16 protein-coding genes are annotated in these 13,111 nt (G+C 64.5%); 5 read left to right on the plus strand and 11 right to left on the minus strand.

Translation table 11 applies throughout. The annotated features are described in order from the left end of the window. Nucleotides 1-464: 464 nt before the first annotated feature. A complete protein-coding gene (dnaK, locus tag C0456_RS14285) occupies nt 465-2,360 on the minus strand; it encodes a molecular chaperone DnaK (RefSeq protein ID WP_291053442.1) in 1,896 nt (631 codons plus the stop codon). A gap of 287 nt (nt 2,361-2,647) precedes the next feature. Between dnaK and C0456_RS14290 the strand changes: the two genes are divergently transcribed. Then, nucleotides 2,648-2,893, plus strand: a complete 246-nt coding sequence (locus C0456_RS14290; RefSeq protein WP_291053445.1) for a DUF2061 domain-containing protein — start codon at nt 2,648-2,650, stop codon at nt 2,891-2,893. 86 nt (nt 2,894-2,979) lie between these two features. Further along, nucleotides 2,980-3,897, plus strand: a complete 918-nt coding sequence (locus C0456_RS14295) for a hypothetical protein (RefSeq protein WP_291053448.1) — start codon at nt 2,980-2,982, stop codon at nt 3,895-3,897. Nucleotides 3,898-3,922: 25 nt separating this feature from the next. Here the strand turns inward: C0456_RS14295 and C0456_RS14300 are convergent, their stop codons facing one another. The 3 genes from C0456_RS14300 to C0456_RS14310 are packed head-to-tail and all read right to left on the minus strand — an operon-like array spanning nt 3,923 to nt 7,291. Next, a complete protein-coding gene (locus C0456_RS14300) occupies nt 3,923-4,489 on the minus strand; it encodes a nucleotide exchange factor GrpE (protein ID WP_291053451.1) in 567 nt (188 codons plus the stop codon). Beyond that, on the minus strand, nt 4,489-5,577 hold the full coding sequence (gene hrcA, locus C0456_RS14305) for a heat-inducible transcriptional repressor HrcA (protein ID WP_291053454.1): 1,089 nt from the start codon (nt 5,575-5,577) through the stop codon (nt 4,489-4,491). Before hrcA ends, C0456_RS14300 begins: the two co-directional genes overlap by 1 nt. A 43-nt stretch (nt 5,578-5,620) precedes the next feature. Beyond that, a complete protein-coding gene (locus C0456_RS14310; protein WP_291053457.1) occupies nt 5,621-7,291 on the minus strand; it encodes a formate--tetrahydrofolate ligase in 1,671 nt (556 codons plus the stop codon). Nucleotides 7,292-7,381: 90 nt separating this feature from the next. Here C0456_RS14310 and rph point away from each other — a divergent pair, with 90 nt between their 5' ends. Further along, entirely contained in the window at nt 7,382-8,110 is a 729-nt protein-coding gene (rph, locus tag C0456_RS14315) for a ribonuclease PH (protein ID WP_291053459.1), read from the plus strand. A gap of 3 nt (nt 8,111-8,113) precedes the next feature. Here the strand turns inward: rph and C0456_RS14320 are convergent, their stop codons facing one another. Beyond that, nucleotides 8,114-8,353, minus strand: a complete 240-nt coding sequence (locus tag C0456_RS14320) for a helix-turn-helix transcriptional regulator (RefSeq protein WP_291053461.1) — start codon at nt 8,351-8,353, stop codon at nt 8,114-8,116. A gap of 15 nt (nt 8,354-8,368) precedes the next feature. Further along, nucleotides 8,369-8,899, minus strand: coding sequence for a DUF2975 domain-containing protein (locus tag C0456_RS14325; RefSeq protein WP_291053464.1), 531 nt, complete (start codon nt 8,897-8,899; stop codon nt 8,369-8,371). Nucleotides 8,900-9,042: 143 nt separating this feature from the next. Between C0456_RS14325 and rdgB the strand changes: the two genes are divergently transcribed. Next, nucleotides 9,043-9,642, plus strand: a complete 600-nt coding sequence (gene rdgB / locus C0456_RS14330; RefSeq protein ID WP_367179282.1) for an RdgB/HAM1 family non-canonical purine NTP pyrophosphatase — start codon at nt 9,043-9,045, stop codon at nt 9,640-9,642. Continuing rightward, the gene (hemW, locus tag C0456_RS14335) at nt 9,639-10,811 is read left to right on the plus strand and encodes a radical SAM family heme chaperone HemW (protein WP_291053469.1); all 1,173 of its coding nucleotides are present in this window, start codon (nt 9,639-9,641) and stop codon (nt 10,809-10,811) included. Before rdgB ends, hemW begins: the two co-directional genes overlap by 4 nt. 7 nt (nt 10,812-10,818) lie before the next feature. Here hemW and C0456_RS14340 read toward each other — a convergent pair whose 3' ends face one another. From C0456_RS14340 to C0456_RS14360, 5 genes are all read right to left on the minus strand, one after another. Continuing rightward, entirely contained in the window at nt 10,819-11,718 is a 900-nt protein-coding gene (locus C0456_RS14340; RefSeq protein ID WP_291053471.1) for a tyrosine recombinase XerC, read from the minus strand. A 63-nt stretch (nt 11,719-11,781) separates the two neighbouring features. Then, a complete protein-coding gene (locus C0456_RS14345) occupies nt 11,782-12,237 on the minus strand; it encodes a YcgN family cysteine cluster protein (protein WP_291053473.1) in 456 nt (151 codons plus the stop codon). A 4-nt stretch (nt 12,238-12,241) separates the two neighbouring features. After that, a complete protein-coding gene (locus C0456_RS14350) occupies nt 12,242-12,520 on the minus strand; it encodes a GNAT family N-acetyltransferase (protein WP_291053475.1) in 279 nt (92 codons plus the stop codon). Next, complete coding sequence (locus C0456_RS14355) at nt 12,517-12,759, minus strand: hypothetical protein (RefSeq protein ID WP_291053478.1); 243 nt, start codon at nt 12,757-12,759, stop codon at nt 12,517-12,519. Before C0456_RS14355 ends, C0456_RS14350 begins: the two co-directional genes overlap by 4 nt. Nucleotides 12,760-12,784: 25 nt before the next feature. After that, complete coding sequence (locus C0456_RS14360; protein ID WP_291053481.1) at nt 12,785-13,072, minus strand: GNAT family N-acetyltransferase; 288 nt, start codon at nt 13,070-13,072, stop codon at nt 12,785-12,787. Nucleotides 13,073-13,111 lie beyond the last annotated feature (39 nt).

The following is a 13,111-nucleotide window of genomic DNA, read 5'->3' on the forward strand; positions in this document are numbered from 1 at the left end:
AAGGATAGTGGGGCGGCCGGTCCCGGCGGATTGGGCGGGGGATTTGGGGCGGGATGTGCTGTGGGCGCTGGGGTTTGGGGGGTGGATAGGGGGCAGGCTTATGCCCTGATTTTTTCGCCGATGGTGCGTTGTAGGGAGAGGGGCCCCACCCCATCCCTCCCCATGGTCATGGGGAGGGGGCCTGTTGCTCTGTAGGGAGAGGGAGGCTTTCCGGTGGCGGAACGTGCCCCCTCCCCGCTGGCGGGGAGGGCTGGGGTGGGGCGCGGCGCGGTTGGCGTTTTTTCCGGAAAACTCCAAGAAACTCCAACGGCGCTGCAAGGACAGGTGCGGTCAGCCAGAGGACAGATTTGGACAATCTTGGACAAATCCGGACAGGCGCGGTCACGGGCGGGACAGGGGGAGACAAGAAAAAACCCCGCCAGATTGCTCCGGCGGGGTTCTGTCTGTGTCAGGAGGGCCTGATCTTACTTGCGCTCGTCGACTTCTTCAAAGTCGGCATCGACCACATCGTCATTACCGGACTGGGACGCGTCTTCACCCTCAGCGGCGCCAGCGCCCGAAGCGGCATAGATGGCTTCGCCGAGTTTCATCGCGGCATTCATCAGGGCCTGATGCTTGGCCGAGATGTCGGCGGTGTTGTCGCCGGCCGCGGCCTCTTTCAGGTCAGCGATGGCCTTTTCGATCTCGCCTTTGACCGCGTCGGAGACTTTCGAGCCATGCTCGATCATCTGCTTTTCGGTCTGGTGGATCAGGGCTTCGGCATGGTTTTTCGCTTCGACCAGTTCGCGGCGGGCCTTGTCGGCCCCGGCATTGGCTTCGGCCTCGGCCATCATCTTCTTGATGTCGGCTTCGGAGAGGCCACCATCTGCCTGGATGGTGATCTGCTGTTCCTTGCCGGTCGCCTTGTCCTTGGCCGAGACCGAGACGATGCCGTTGGCATCAATATCAAACGTGACCTCGATCTGCGGCAGGCCGCGCGGGGCAGGCGCAATGCCTTCGAGGTTGAACTGGCCAAGCTGCTTGTTGTCAGCGGCCATTTCGCGCTCGCCCTGGGCGACCTTGATGGTCACGGCAGGCTGGTTGTCCTCAGCGGTGGAGAAGACTTGCGACTTCTTCGTCGGGATCGTGGTGTTGCGCTCGATCAGGCGGGTGAAGACACCGCCGAGCGTTTCGATGCCGAGCGAGAGCGGGGTGACGTCGAGGAGGACAACGTCCTTCACGTCGCCCTGCAGGATGCCGCCCTGGATCGCGGCGCCGATGGCGACGACTTCATCCGGGTTGACGCCCTTGTGGGGTTCCTTGCCGAAGAACTTTTTCACCGCTTCCTGAACGGCGGGCATGCGGGTCATGCCGCCGACGAGGACGACTTCGTCAATGTCGGCCGGCGTCTTGCCAGCGTCTTTCAGGGCCTTGCGGCAGGGCTCGATGGTGCGGTCGACCAGATCCTGGACGAGGCTTTCGAACTTGGCGCGGGTCAGCTTGATGTTGAGGTGTTTCGGCCCCGTGGCGTCCGCGGTGATGAAGGGGAGGTTCACTTCGTATTGCGACGTGGACGAGAGCTCCTTCTTGGCTTTCTCGGCTTCTTCCTTGAGGCGCTGGAGGGCGAGCTTGTCGGCCTTCAGGTCGATGCCCTGATCCTTCTTGAATTCGGCTGCGAGGAAATCGACGATGCGGATGTCGAAGTCTTCCCCGCCGAGGAAGGTGTCGCCATTGGTGGAGAGGACTTCAAACACGCCGTCGCCGATTTCGAGCAGCGAGACGTCGAATGTGCCGCCGCCAAGGTCGTAGACCGCGATGGTCTTGTTGCCCGACTTGTCTAGGCCGTAGGCGAGGGCGGCAGCTGTCGGTTCGTTGATGATGCGCAGCACTTCAAGGCCGGCGATCTTGCCCGCGTCCTTGGTGGCCTGACGCTGGGCGTCGTTGAAATAGGCCGGGACGGTGATGACGGCCTGGGTGACCTTGGCGCCGAGATAGGCCTCGGCGGTTTCCTTCATCTTGGTGAGAATGAAGGCGGAGATTTCCTGCGGCGCGTAGTCCTTGTCGCGGCCCTTGACCCAGGCGTCGCCGGCTGGGCCCTTGACGATGGCGAAGGGGGAAAGCTCTTTATCCTTCTGCGCCGTCGGGTCATCGAAGGTGCGCCCGATCAGACGCTTGATGGCGTAGAAGGTGAAGTCCGGGTTGGTGACGGCCTGGCGGCGGGCGGGCATGCCGATGAGGCGTTCGCCGCTTTCGTTGAAGGCGACGACCGACGGGGTCGTGCGGTTGCCTTCGGAATTCTCGATGACCTTTGCCTCGCCGCCTTCCATGACGGCGACGCACGAGTTGGTGGTGCCAAGGTCGATGCCGATGATCTTGCTCATATATGTCTCTCTCTTTTGTCAGCCGCCACTGGCTTCGTTTGGGTTCGGTCTGCTCAGCAGCCCCGCGGCACCAATGGCTCTATCAAGGGTTCAGTTTTGAGCAGCGAGTTGGGAGGTTAAATCCGCTCGCTTCTTTGGCCGTCGATATGGGGAACTCTGTGTCAGGCTCAAGAGGCCAATACAGATTTGCCCCATAGGCGCGCTCTATGACGCGGGCAACCCGTTCCGATTTGAAAATGATTCTCAAGGCGGGCATATCTCTTCTCATGAGAATGAGGTTTCCCCCCATGCCGCGTCCGGCCCTGAAGACCCTGACCTACAGCGCCATGCACTTTGCCGTGGCCATCACCGTTGCCTTTGCGCTGACGGGCAGCTGGCATGCCGCGCTGGCGATCGGGATGATCGAGCCGCTGGTGCAGACGGTGGCCTATACGCTGCATGAGCGGGTGTGGGAGCGGATCGGCCTTGGCGGGAAGCGGCCTTTGCCTGCCGGGGAGGAGGCTGGCGGCGTCGGGCCGGTCCAGCCAGCCTGAGCGGGCCGCGCTTTATCCGGCGGCATGGCTGGCCAGCCGGGCCGGGCTGAGGCAGGGTTCGTTCCAGAAAACTCCGGGAGGATCTCATGCGCCTGTTTGCGGCCGCCGGTATGGCGGCGATGTCCCTTATGCTCAGCGGGTGCGGGCCTGCGCAGGCTCCGCCGCACGAGGCCGGCGCCATCGAGGCGGCGGTAGCGGCTGAGGAAGCTGCCGGGCCGGAGACGGCGGCGGCGAGCGCGCCGCGGCTGGAACAGCTCTGGGTGACGGCCGGATTTGACGCGCCCGAAGGGGCTGCGCTGGCGCCTGATGGCAGCTATTTCATCTCCAATGTGGCCGGGGACGGCAGCACGCGCGAAGGCAAGGGTTTCATCTCCAAGCTGGGGACGGACGGAACCGTCCTGATGCAGCGCTGGGCCGAGGGGCTGGACGCGCCCAAGGGCATGACGGTGCTGGGCGATACGCTGTATGTGGCCGATATCGACCGGGTGGTGGCATTCGATGTCCATACCGGGACAAAAGGGGACACGATCAGTATCGATGGCGCCAGGATGCTGAACGACATGACCGTCTGGCAGGGCGAGGTGCTGGTATCCGATTCCGGCGCGGCGAGCATCCACCGGCTGACGCCGGAGGGGCCGCAGCTGCTGGGCGCGTCAACCGACTGGGCAGGCATCAATGGCGTGCTGGGCGATGGCGACCGGCTGCTGATCACGACGATGACCGAAGGCTATCTGATCGAACTGCGCAGCGCGGATTCTGAGGACATCCTGGCGCGCGGCATGAAGGACGCCGATGGCGTGGGGCTGGTGCCGGGCGGCGGGTATCTGGTGTCGAGCTGGCCGGGGCAGATCCATTATGTCAGCGAGGGCGGGCAGGTGACGACGCTGCTGGATACGCAGGCGGACGGCATTCTGCAGAATGACCTGTCAGTGTTCGGCGATGTGGTGATTGTGCCCAACTGGCTGCCGGGCACGGTTACGGCGTGGCGGGTGGCGCGGGATTGATCCCGCGCCTTTGCCGTATGGGCCTTCAGTTTGCCGGGCCAGTGCTGACGGCGACCATGGCGGCGCGCAGGGTGCGCTCGCCAATGCGCCAGCCCGGCTGGAAGAGCTGGGCGATGGTGCCCGAGGGCTGGTCGGACGGGATTTGTGCCACGGCCTGATGCACATTGGGATCAAACGGCGCGCCAGGGTCTGCCGCGACCGGCACGACGCCGTGGCGGGAGAGGGCGGTGTTGAGCTCCTTGGCCGTCATCTCGATGCCGCCGAGGAGGTTTTTCCCGGCATCGGTGAGGCCTTCGCGCTCGCCTTCGGGCAGGGCGCCGAGGGCGCGGGCGAGATTGTCCGACACGCTGAGCAGGTCAGCGGCGAATTTCTCGATGGCGTAGATACGCGCTTCGCTGACCTGGCGGTCGGCCCGCTTGCGGGTGTTGTCGAGGTCAGCCAGCAGGCGCAGGATCTGGCCGTTCATGTCGGCCTTCTCGGCCTCAAGGCGCACAATCAGCTCCTCGGCCGTCAGGACCTCTTCAGTCTTGGCTTCAGGGTTTACACCGGCGTCGAGTTCAGCGGCTTCACCCGGTTTGTTTTCGTCGCTCATCACTTCCCATCCTTTCCGCGCCGGGACGAGAGGATCTCCCCCACGACCTTTGCGGTATAATCAACCATCGGGATGACCCTGGCATAATTGAGCCGTGTTGGCCCGATCACGCCGAGTGCCCCGATCACATGTTTTGTGCCGCCCATATAGGGTGCCACGATCACACTTGAACCAGACAGCGGAAAAAGCCTGTTTTCCGACCCGATGAACAGGCGCACGCCGCCCGCTTCGCGCGTTGTGTCGAGAATTTCAAGCAGGCTTTGCTGCCGTTCCAGCTCATTGAACAATTGCCGCACCCGGTCGAGGTCCTGGGCGGCCTTGGCGTCTTCCAGCAGATTGGCCCGGCCGCGCACGATCAGGCTGCGGCCCCGGCCCGGCGTATCGCCGCCCCATTCGGCCAGACCCGCCTCGACGAGGGCCGAGGTGGCCGCGTCCAGCATCGCGCGGCGCTCCTGCAGTTCGGCGCGCACTTCGGCAGAAGCTTCAGCCAGCGTGCGGCCTTTCAGGCGGGTGGAGAGGTAGTTGCCTGCCTCGATCAGGGAGGTGGCGGGCAGGCCGTCAGGCACTTTCAGGATGCGGTTTTCAACGTCGCCGTCTTCGGTGACGAGGACGCAGAGGGCATCCCCGCCCGCCAGCGGCACGAATTCGACATGGCGGACGGCTGCGTCGCGCGCCGGGGAGGCGACTAGCCCCGCTCCGCCGGCAAGACCGGAGAGGATGTCGGAGGCTTCGCCCAGCACCGCCTCAATGTCGGTTCCGGCAGAGGCGAGGCGGTCGTCGATCTGTTTCTTGTCTTCGCGCGAAGGGTCGCCGTATTCGAGGAAGCCGTCGACGAAGAGGCGCAGGCCCTTATGGGTGGGCGCGCGGCCGGCGGAGATGTGGGGGGCGTCGAGCAGGCCAAGATCGGTCAGATCGGCCATCACATTGCGGATCGAGGCCGGGGAGAGAGCGATGCCCGCCTTGGAGAGGGTGCGGGAGCCGACGGGCTCGCCCGTGGCCAGATAGCCCTCGACAATCTCCCGGAAGATGTTCCGGGAGCGCTGGTCGAGCCGCTGCATGAGGCTGAGGATTTCCGACTGGTCCGCCATGTCTCTGGATTAAGGGCGGATCATGCCCGGTTCAATAGGGGGGCTAGTTCAGCCCTTCGATCTGGCCCTGAGCGTTGAGGTGGATGTGTTCGGCGGCGGGGTGGCGGGGGAGGCCCGGCATGGTCATGATGTCGCCGCAGATGGCGACGACGAAGCCTGCCCCGGCAGCGAGACGCACTTCGCGCAGACGCACGACATGGCCTTCCGGCGCGCCGAGCAGGGCCGGATCGGTGGAGAAGCTGTACTGGGTTTTGGCCATGCAGACGGGCAGGTGGCCGAAGCCGGCCTTTTCCCAGGCGGCGAGCTGGTTTCTGACGGCGCGGGTGGTTTCGACGCGGCCGGCCCGGTAGATGGATTTGGCCACCGTCTCGATCTTTTCCAGGAGGGAGAGATTGTCCGGGTAGAGCGGTTTGAAGCTGGCAGTGCCCTCTTCGATCAGTTTGACCACGCTGCGGGCGAGGTCTTCCGCGCCCTTGCCACCTTCGGCCCAATGCGTGCAGAGCGCGACGGGTACGGAGAGTTTTTCGCAATAGGCCTCAAGCGCGTTGACTTCGCCTTCGGTGTCGGTGGTGAAGCGGTTGATGGCCACGACCACGGGCAGGCCGAAGCTGCGCAGGTTTTCGATATGGCGGGCGAGATTGGCAAGGCCTTTTTCAAGGGCTTCATAGCTGACCTTGCCCAGATCGCTCTTGGCGAGGCCGCCATGCATCTTCAGGGCACGGATGGTGGCCACCAGCACGACGGCGTCTGGCGCAAGGCCGGCCTGGCGGCATTTGATGTTGAGGAATTTCTCCGCGCCCAGGTCTGCGCCGAAGCCGGCTTCGGTGACGACATAGTCCGCCATTTTCAGGGCCGCGCGTGTGGCGATCACGGAGTTGCAGCCATGGGCGATGTTGGCGAAGGGGCCGCCATGCACGAGGCAGGGATTGTTTTCCAGCGTCTGGACAAGGTTTGGCAGCATCGCGTCACGCAAGAGGGCCATCATCGCGCCGGTGGCCTTGATGCCGGCGGCGGTGACGGGCTCTTTCTCGCGCGTATAGCCGACGATGATGCGGGAGAGGCGGGCTTCAAGGTCGGCAGCATCGGTCGCAAGGCACAGGATCGCCATCACTTCGGAGGCGACGGTGATGTCAAAGCCGGTTTCCGATGGGCTGCCATTGCCGGGGCCGCCGAGGCCGGAGACGATATTCCTCAGGCTGCGGTCGTTCATGTCCATCACGCGGCGCCAGCTGGTGCGGACGGTGTCGAGCTTTGGCTCGCCGCCCCAATGGATGTGGTTGTCGACGAGGGCGGAGAGGAGGTTGTGGGCAGACGTGATGGCGTGGAAGTCGCCGGTGAAATGCAGGTTGATGTCTTCCATCGGCACGATCTGGGCGAGGCCCCCGCCGGTGGCGCCGCCCTTCATGCCGAAGCAGGGGCCAAGGGATGGCTCGCGCAGGCAGAGGAGGGTACCCGCGCCGATGCGGTTCATGGCGTCCGCGAGGCCGATGGAGGTGGTGGTCTTGCCTTCGCCGGCCGGGGTGGGGTTGATGGCGGTGACGAGGATCAGCTTGCCATCGGGGCGGGCGGACTGGCGCTGGAGGAAGGCGGCCGAGAGTTTTGCCTTGTCGTGGCCGTAGGGGATGATGTCTTCCGGGGCCGCGCCGATGCGGGCGGCAACATCCTGGATCGGCTGTTTCTTTGCCGCGCGGGCAATCTCGATATCCGTGGCCATCGCTTTTCTGCTCTCCCGTTGACAGCTGCCGGTGTAGACAGGCGCGGCAAAACCCGCAAATCAGGCCATCAGCTAGAAGGATTCCCGAAGATGCCAAATCTTGTTCGCCCCTCGGGCCGCGCTTTTGACCAGCTGCGCCCGATTTCGCTCGAAACCGGCGTGACGCGGTATGCCGAGGGCTCGTGCCTGGCAAAGTTCGGCCATACGCATGTGCTGTGTACCGCCAGCTGGGAGAAGGGCGTGCCCGGCTGGATGAAGGGCAAGGGCGAAGGCTGGGTGACCGGCGAATACGGCATGCTGCCGCGCGCCACCCACACGCGCGGGCGCCGGGAAGCGGCGGCGGGCAAACAGTCTGGCCGGACGCAGGAAATCCAGCGCCTGATCGGGCGCTCCATGCGCTCGGTGGTAAACCTCGCGGCGCTGGGCGAAAACACGCTCACCATCGACTGCGATGTGATCCAGGCCGATGGCGGCACGCGCACGGCGTCGATCACCGGCGGCTTTGTGGCCCTCGCCATGGCCTGCCGCTACCTGCAGACCGAAGGCGTGATCAAGGCGGACCCGATCCTGAAACAGGCAGCGGCCATCTCGGTCGGCCTTTTCCAGGACGCACCGGTGCTGGACGTGGACTATCCTGAGGATTCGGCGGGCGAAGCGGATATGAATGTCGTGATGAGCTCGGATGGCGGGTTCATCGAAGTGCAGGGCACGGGCGAATCCCGCCCGATGTCGCGCCCGGAGCTGGACGAGATGATGCGCCTGGCCGAGAAGGGCTGCATGGAGCTGTTCGCTGCACAGAGGGCGGCGCTGGGGCTCTGAGCCCTATTCAGCCGCGACCTGGTGTTCGTCTTCTTCGCCTTCGGTGTCGAAGACGAGCAGGTCGCCCGGCTGGCATTTGAGCTCGCGGCAGAGCGCTTCCAGCGTCGAGAAGCGGATTGCCTTGGCCTTGCCGGTTTTCAGGATGGAGAGGTTGGCGAGGGTTACGCCCACGCGCTCGGAAAGCTCGGTCAGCGACATACGGCGTTCCAGAAGCACACGGTCGAGGGTCACGCGAATGGTCATGTCCGTCTGTGCTCCTCAGATCGTCATTTTTTCTTCGTCGCGAAGGCGGGTGCCTTCCCGGAAGACTTGGGAAAGGATGAACAGCGCTGCCACGGAAATCCACAGTATGAGCTGGGTTGAGAGCTTTGGCGGCGCGTCTCCGACGAGGCTGGGCATGGCGCGGACCACCAGAAGGGTGGCGATCCGGATGATTTCCATCGCAGCAATGGCAATGCCGATGCGGGAGAGGCGGCCGGCATTCTCCGGCACGAAGGGGTCGCCCTCCACCAGGGTCAGCAGGATGCGGCGCATCTGGATGCAGATGAAGATCACCCCCGGCACGATGACGCAGAGCAGGCCGAGCGCGATGACGAAGCTGCCCGGCGATACGCCGTCCGCCAGCGCCTCTATGCCGGGCAGGGAGGCTTCACCATTGGAAAGGCTGGCGATCAGGCCCAGAGCCAGTACGGGAATGCCGATGACGCCGAAGGCGCCTGCAATCCACATCGCGACAGTGACCAGCACTGTCATCGCCTCTGCCATGGAATTCCGGCCTGTCTTTGTCATACCCGGCCTTTTCACCCTGCTTGGTTGATGGTTTATGAAGAGGAACTTTGCCAGTGCGCCGTCCCGTTATTACCGAATAACGATATATGCATTCGCGCATAAAGCAAGAATGGAGCCACATATCTGTGAATAAAGCTACGGCTATGCCCCGCCTCGTGCCCGGAAAACTCGTGGCAGCTACACACAACAAGGGCAAGGTGTCCGAACTGAAAGATCTGTTCGCGCCCCATGGTTTTGAGGTTGTTTCTGCCCTGGAACTCGGTCTGGATGAACCAGAAGAAACCGAGAATAGTTTTTCAGGCAACGCTCTGTTGAAAGCGCGCGCCGCTGTGAAGGCGACGGGCCTGCCGGCCCTGTCGGATGATTCGGGCCTGTCGGTGACAGCGCTTGGCGGCCAGCCGGGCATCCATTCGGCGCGCTGGGCCGGGGAGCCGCGCGATTTCTACAAGGCGATGGAAAAGGTGGAGGCGGCGTTGAAAGCATCAGGATCGGCAGACCGGTCGGCGAAATTCGTCTGCGCGTTGGCGGTTGCCTGGCCGGACGGTACGGAAGCTGTGTATGAGGGCGAGGTGCATGGCGCGCTCGTCTGGCCGCCGCGGGGGGAGAAGGGGTTTGGCTATGACCCCGTCTTCGTGGCCGAGGGCGAAACCGAAACCTTCGGCGAAATGGAACCGGCGCGGAAACATGCGATGAGCCACAGGGCGCGGGCGGTTGAAAAGCTGCGCGCGGCGCTGCTCGCATGACCCAGGTTTTTGCGCCCTTCGGCCCGCATTTCGGTTTCGGTCTTTACGTTCACTGGCCGTATTGCACGCGGGTCTGCCCGTATTGCGATTTCAACGTCTATGCCGCCAAGGACCGGGTGACCGAGCCGCTGGTGTCGGCCATCGCCGCCGATATTCGCGCTCATCGCCGCAAGTTGCCCGAGCATGGGGCGCTCGATACGGTGTATTTCGGCGGGGGCACGCCCGCCCTGCTGCGACCCGAGCAGGTGGCGGAAATCCTCAAAGCAGCGTCTGACACATTTGGCATCAAGGAGGGCGCGGAGATAACCCTTGAGGCCAATCCCAACGATGTTCTGAGGGCAGACCTTCCGGGGCTGCGCCGGGCAGGGGTCACGCGCCTGTCAGTGGGCGTGCAGTCCATGCGGGACGCTGCGCTGGCTTTCCTGGGCCGCGATCATGATGCCGAGGCGGGCGCTGAAGCGGTGAAGCGGGCGCTGAAAGTGTTCGAGTCCGTGTCGATGGATCTCATCTATGCGCGGCCCGGCCAGTCGCCGGCCAATTGGGAGGCGGAACTCGCCGACGCCCTCGCGCTGGGGGCGCCGCACCTGTCGCTCTATGAACTGACCTTCGAGCCGGCGACGGCCTTTGGCAAGGCGGCCGCGCGGGGGGATATTGTTCCGATGCCGGATGATGCGCAGGCAGACCTTTACGAACTTACCCAGCAGATGACAGCGCGGGCCGGACTGCCGGCCTATGAAGTGTCCAACCACGCCGTTTCGCCGGCGCATCAGTCGCGCCACAATCTCGTCTACTGGCGGGGTGGGGACTGGATCGGAGTGGGTCCCGGCGCGCATGGCCGCCTCTCGGTCAGCGGCAACCGCTATGCCACCGAGGCCGAGCGGCGCCCGGAAGCCTATATCGCCGGCGTGCAGATGCTGCAGGAAGGCTGGGCGGATGCCGGCAAGCTGCCGCCGCTCGACATTGCGCGCGAGTTGCTGGCCATGGGCCTGCGCGCGGCAGAGGGCGTTGACCTGCGCCGGGTGGAGCTTGTTTCCGGCAAGCAGGTGCCCCGCGACAAGCTGGCGGTGTTTGCCGAGCAGGGCTGGGTGAAAATGCAGGGATCAGAGCTTTCCCTCACCGAGAGCGGACGGCTTCTGGCGGACGCGCTGACGGCGCAGCTCGCGCCCTGAGGCGACTTCAGGCGCGCGGGTGGGCGGCGGCGTGAACCTCGCGCAGGCGCGAGGAATCGATGCCGGTATAGACCTGCGTGGTTGAGAGGGAGGCGTGGCCGAGCAGCGTCTGGATGGCGCGCAGGTCGGCCCCGTTTGCCAGCAGATGCGTGGCGAAGGCGTGGCGCAGGGCGTGGGGCGTGGCCGTTTCCGGCAGGCCGAGATAGCCGCGCATCTTCTGCATCAGGCCCTGGATCAGGCGCGGATTGAGGGCGCCGCCCTTGGCGCCGCGGAAGAGGGGCTTGTCGCGGGTGAGCGCCCAGGGGCAAATTTCCGTATACAAATGGATCGCCTCGCGCACCGCCGGGATCAGCGGCACGATGCGTACCTTGCCGCCCTTGCCCTTGATGCGCAGGCGCTCCGGGGCCGGAAGGTCAGCGCCCGTCAGGCTGAGGGCTTCTGAGATACGCAGACCCGCGCCATAAAGCAGGGAAAGCACGGCGGCGTCCCGCGCGCCGATCCAGGGCTCCTGATCGGGCTCGCTTTCGGCTTCGGAGATGAGATCGCGCGCGGCATCGATGGAGACCGGGCGGGGCAGGCGCTGGGGCCGGCGGGGGCCTTGCAGATAGCCGACCTCGGCATTGTTGATGCCATGGGCGCGGTCCACCCAGCGGTAAAGCGCCTTGATGGAAGAGAGGATGCGCGCCACGGTCGCGTCCGAAAGGCCTTCCCGGCGGCGCTCGGCAAGGTAGGCGCGTATGTCCCGGGCGCGGACGTCTGCCAGCATGGCGAGGGAGGGCTCCCCGCCCATATGCACGCGCAGGAAGGCAACGAAGAAGGAAAGGTCGCTGCCATAGGCTTCCACCGTCTTGGCGGCCATGCGGCGCTCACGGGTCAGATGGTCAAGGAAGGCGGGCAGAACGTCCATCCAGTCAGGGTGCCACGGCGCCGTTAAGGATGGCTGAAGATGGCGGTCTGAAGGGGCAAGCCTCTAAGGCTCAGTGCCTTCCCAGTCGATGACCCAGTCGATCTCGTTTTCCTCGAAAACGGTCTCTTCCGAGACCGTTTGTCCACGGACGGAGTGGCCGAGTTCATGGATGCGCTCGCGGTCACCGCAGACGAGGTGGTGCCAGGCGGGCAGGGGCTTGCCCTCATCGATCAGCCGGTAGGCGCAAGTGCGCGGCAGCCAATCGACCTGTTCGACCACGACGGGGGTCAGCTGCACGCAGTCGGGCACATGCTGGCGGCGGTTGGCATAGTCGGAGCACTGGCAGGTGCTGCCGTCGAGCAGCTTGCAGTGAAGGCGCGTATAGGCGAGGGCCCCGGTGTCTTCATCCTCAAGCTTGACGACACAGCATTTGCCGCAGCCATCACACAGGCTTTCCCATTCCTCCGGGGTCATTTCCTCCAGGGTCTTGGTTTTCCAGAAGGGTTTGGGTCTTGGCATCCTGTCAGGCTTTCAGGGCCGCCCATTCGGGCGTCTTGTCGATCACGCCGCTGGCATACCAGCAGGCGGAGGTGACTTTTTCGCCGGCTGCCTGGATGTCTTCCATGATGGCGGTGACGAGGCGTTTGCCGATGCCGCGTCCGCCGATGGCATCGGGCACGATGGTATGCGTGATGTGGCGTACACCCGGCTGGCGGCGCTCATAGGTGAGGTAGCCTTCCACGCCGTCGAGGATCAGGCTGTAGCGCTGGCGGGCGGCGTCATGGGTGATGGTCTGGCTCATGCGAAGATGTCCGTCTGTTTGCTGGCAAGCTGTTTACGGATCCAGCCGGGCAGGAGGAAGAAGGCAATGCCAGTCAGCCAGATGGGCGTGAGGACGAGCCCGGCCCCGATGAAAGCACCGATTGTGTAGACGGTGCTGCTTTCAGCGCTGCTGGTGATGGCGCTGAAGGCGGCCGCTGCGGTCATGCCAAGCCCGCCCAGTATCCATAGAATACCGAGGATTCTCAAAAGGATGCCCATTGGTCTGCCTCCTGCCGCGCCAAGCTCAGGCGAGCACATCCTGCCATTCGGGATGTTTCCCGATCTGCGCCTTGGCGAAGGGGCAGAGGGGAATGATCTTGATGCCGGCCGCGCGGGCGTCTTCCACCGCGCGCAGCACCATCGCCTGGCCTGCGCCCTTGCCGCGCAGCGCGTCGGGCACGCCGGTATGGTCGATGATGAGGCGCGTGGCCCCTGCCTTGGAATAGGTCATCTCGGCCGTGTGGCCATCGATGGTGACGAAGTAGCGTCCGCCGGTTGGGCCGTCCTCGCGTTTGACGTCCAGATCGCTCATGCTGGGCTCCTTTGCTAGCTTTGGGGCGAAGGTGGGGCA

This window comes from Hyphomonas sp. (genome assembly GCF_013823385.1).
Taxonomy (GTDB): domain Bacteria; phylum Pseudomonadota; class Alphaproteobacteria; order Caulobacterales; family Hyphomonadaceae; genus Hyphomonas.

Coding starts and splice junctions, on each gene's coding strand:
- C0456_RS14360 (WP_291053481.1), bottom strand. CDS start 13,072: ATGAGCGATCTGGACGTCAAACGCGAGGACGGCCCAACCGGCGGACGC.
- C0456_RS14325 (WP_291053464.1), bottom strand. CDS start 8,899: ATGACAAAGACAGGCCGGAATTCCATGGCAGAGGCGATGACAGTGCTG.
- C0456_RS14350 (WP_291053475.1), bottom strand. CDS start 12,520: ATGAGCCAGACCATCACCCATGACGCCGCCCGCCAGCGCTACAGCCTG.
- C0456_RS14340 (WP_291053471.1), bottom strand. CDS start 11,718: ATGGACGTTCTGCCCGCCTTCCTTGACCATCTGACCCGTGAGCGCCGC.
- rph (WP_291053459.1), top strand. CDS start 7,382: ATGCCAAATCTTGTTCGCCCCTCGGGCCGCGCTTTTGACCAGCTGCGC.
- hrcA (WP_291053454.1), bottom strand. CDS start 5,577: ATGGCGGACCAGTCGGAAATCCTCAGCCTCATGCAGCGGCTCGACCAG.
- C0456_RS14290 (WP_291053445.1), top strand. CDS start 2,648: ATGCCGCGTCCGGCCCTGAAGACCCTGACCTACAGCGCCATGCACTTT.
- rdgB (WP_367179282.1), top strand. CDS start 9,043: ATGCCCCGCCTCGTGCCCGGAAAACTCGTGGCAGCTACACACAACAAG.
- C0456_RS14295 (WP_291053448.1), top strand. CDS start 2,980: ATGCGCCTGTTTGCGGCCGCCGGTATGGCGGCGATGTCCCTTATGCTC.
- C0456_RS14320 (WP_291053461.1), bottom strand. CDS start 8,353: ATGACCATTCGCGTGACCCTCGACCGTGTGCTTCTGGAACGCCGTATG.
- C0456_RS14345 (WP_291053473.1), bottom strand. CDS start 12,237: ATGCCAAGACCCAAACCCTTCTGGAAAACCAAGACCCTGGAGGAAATG.
- C0456_RS14355 (WP_291053478.1), bottom strand. CDS start 12,759: ATGGGCATCCTTTTGAGAATCCTCGGTATTCTATGGATACTGGGCGGG.
- C0456_RS14300 (WP_291053451.1), bottom strand. CDS start 4,489: ATGAGCGACGAAAACAAACCGGGTGAAGCCGCTGAACTCGACGCCGGT.
- dnaK (WP_291053442.1), bottom strand. CDS start 2,360: ATGAGCAAGATCATCGGCATCGACCTTGGCACCACCAACTCGTGCGTC.
- C0456_RS14310 (WP_291053457.1), bottom strand. CDS start 7,291: ATGGCCACGGATATCGAGATTGCCCGCGCGGCAAAGAAACAGCCGATC.
- hemW (WP_291053469.1), top strand. CDS start 9,639: ATGACCCAGGTTTTTGCGCCCTTCGGCCCGCATTTCGGTTTCGGTCTT.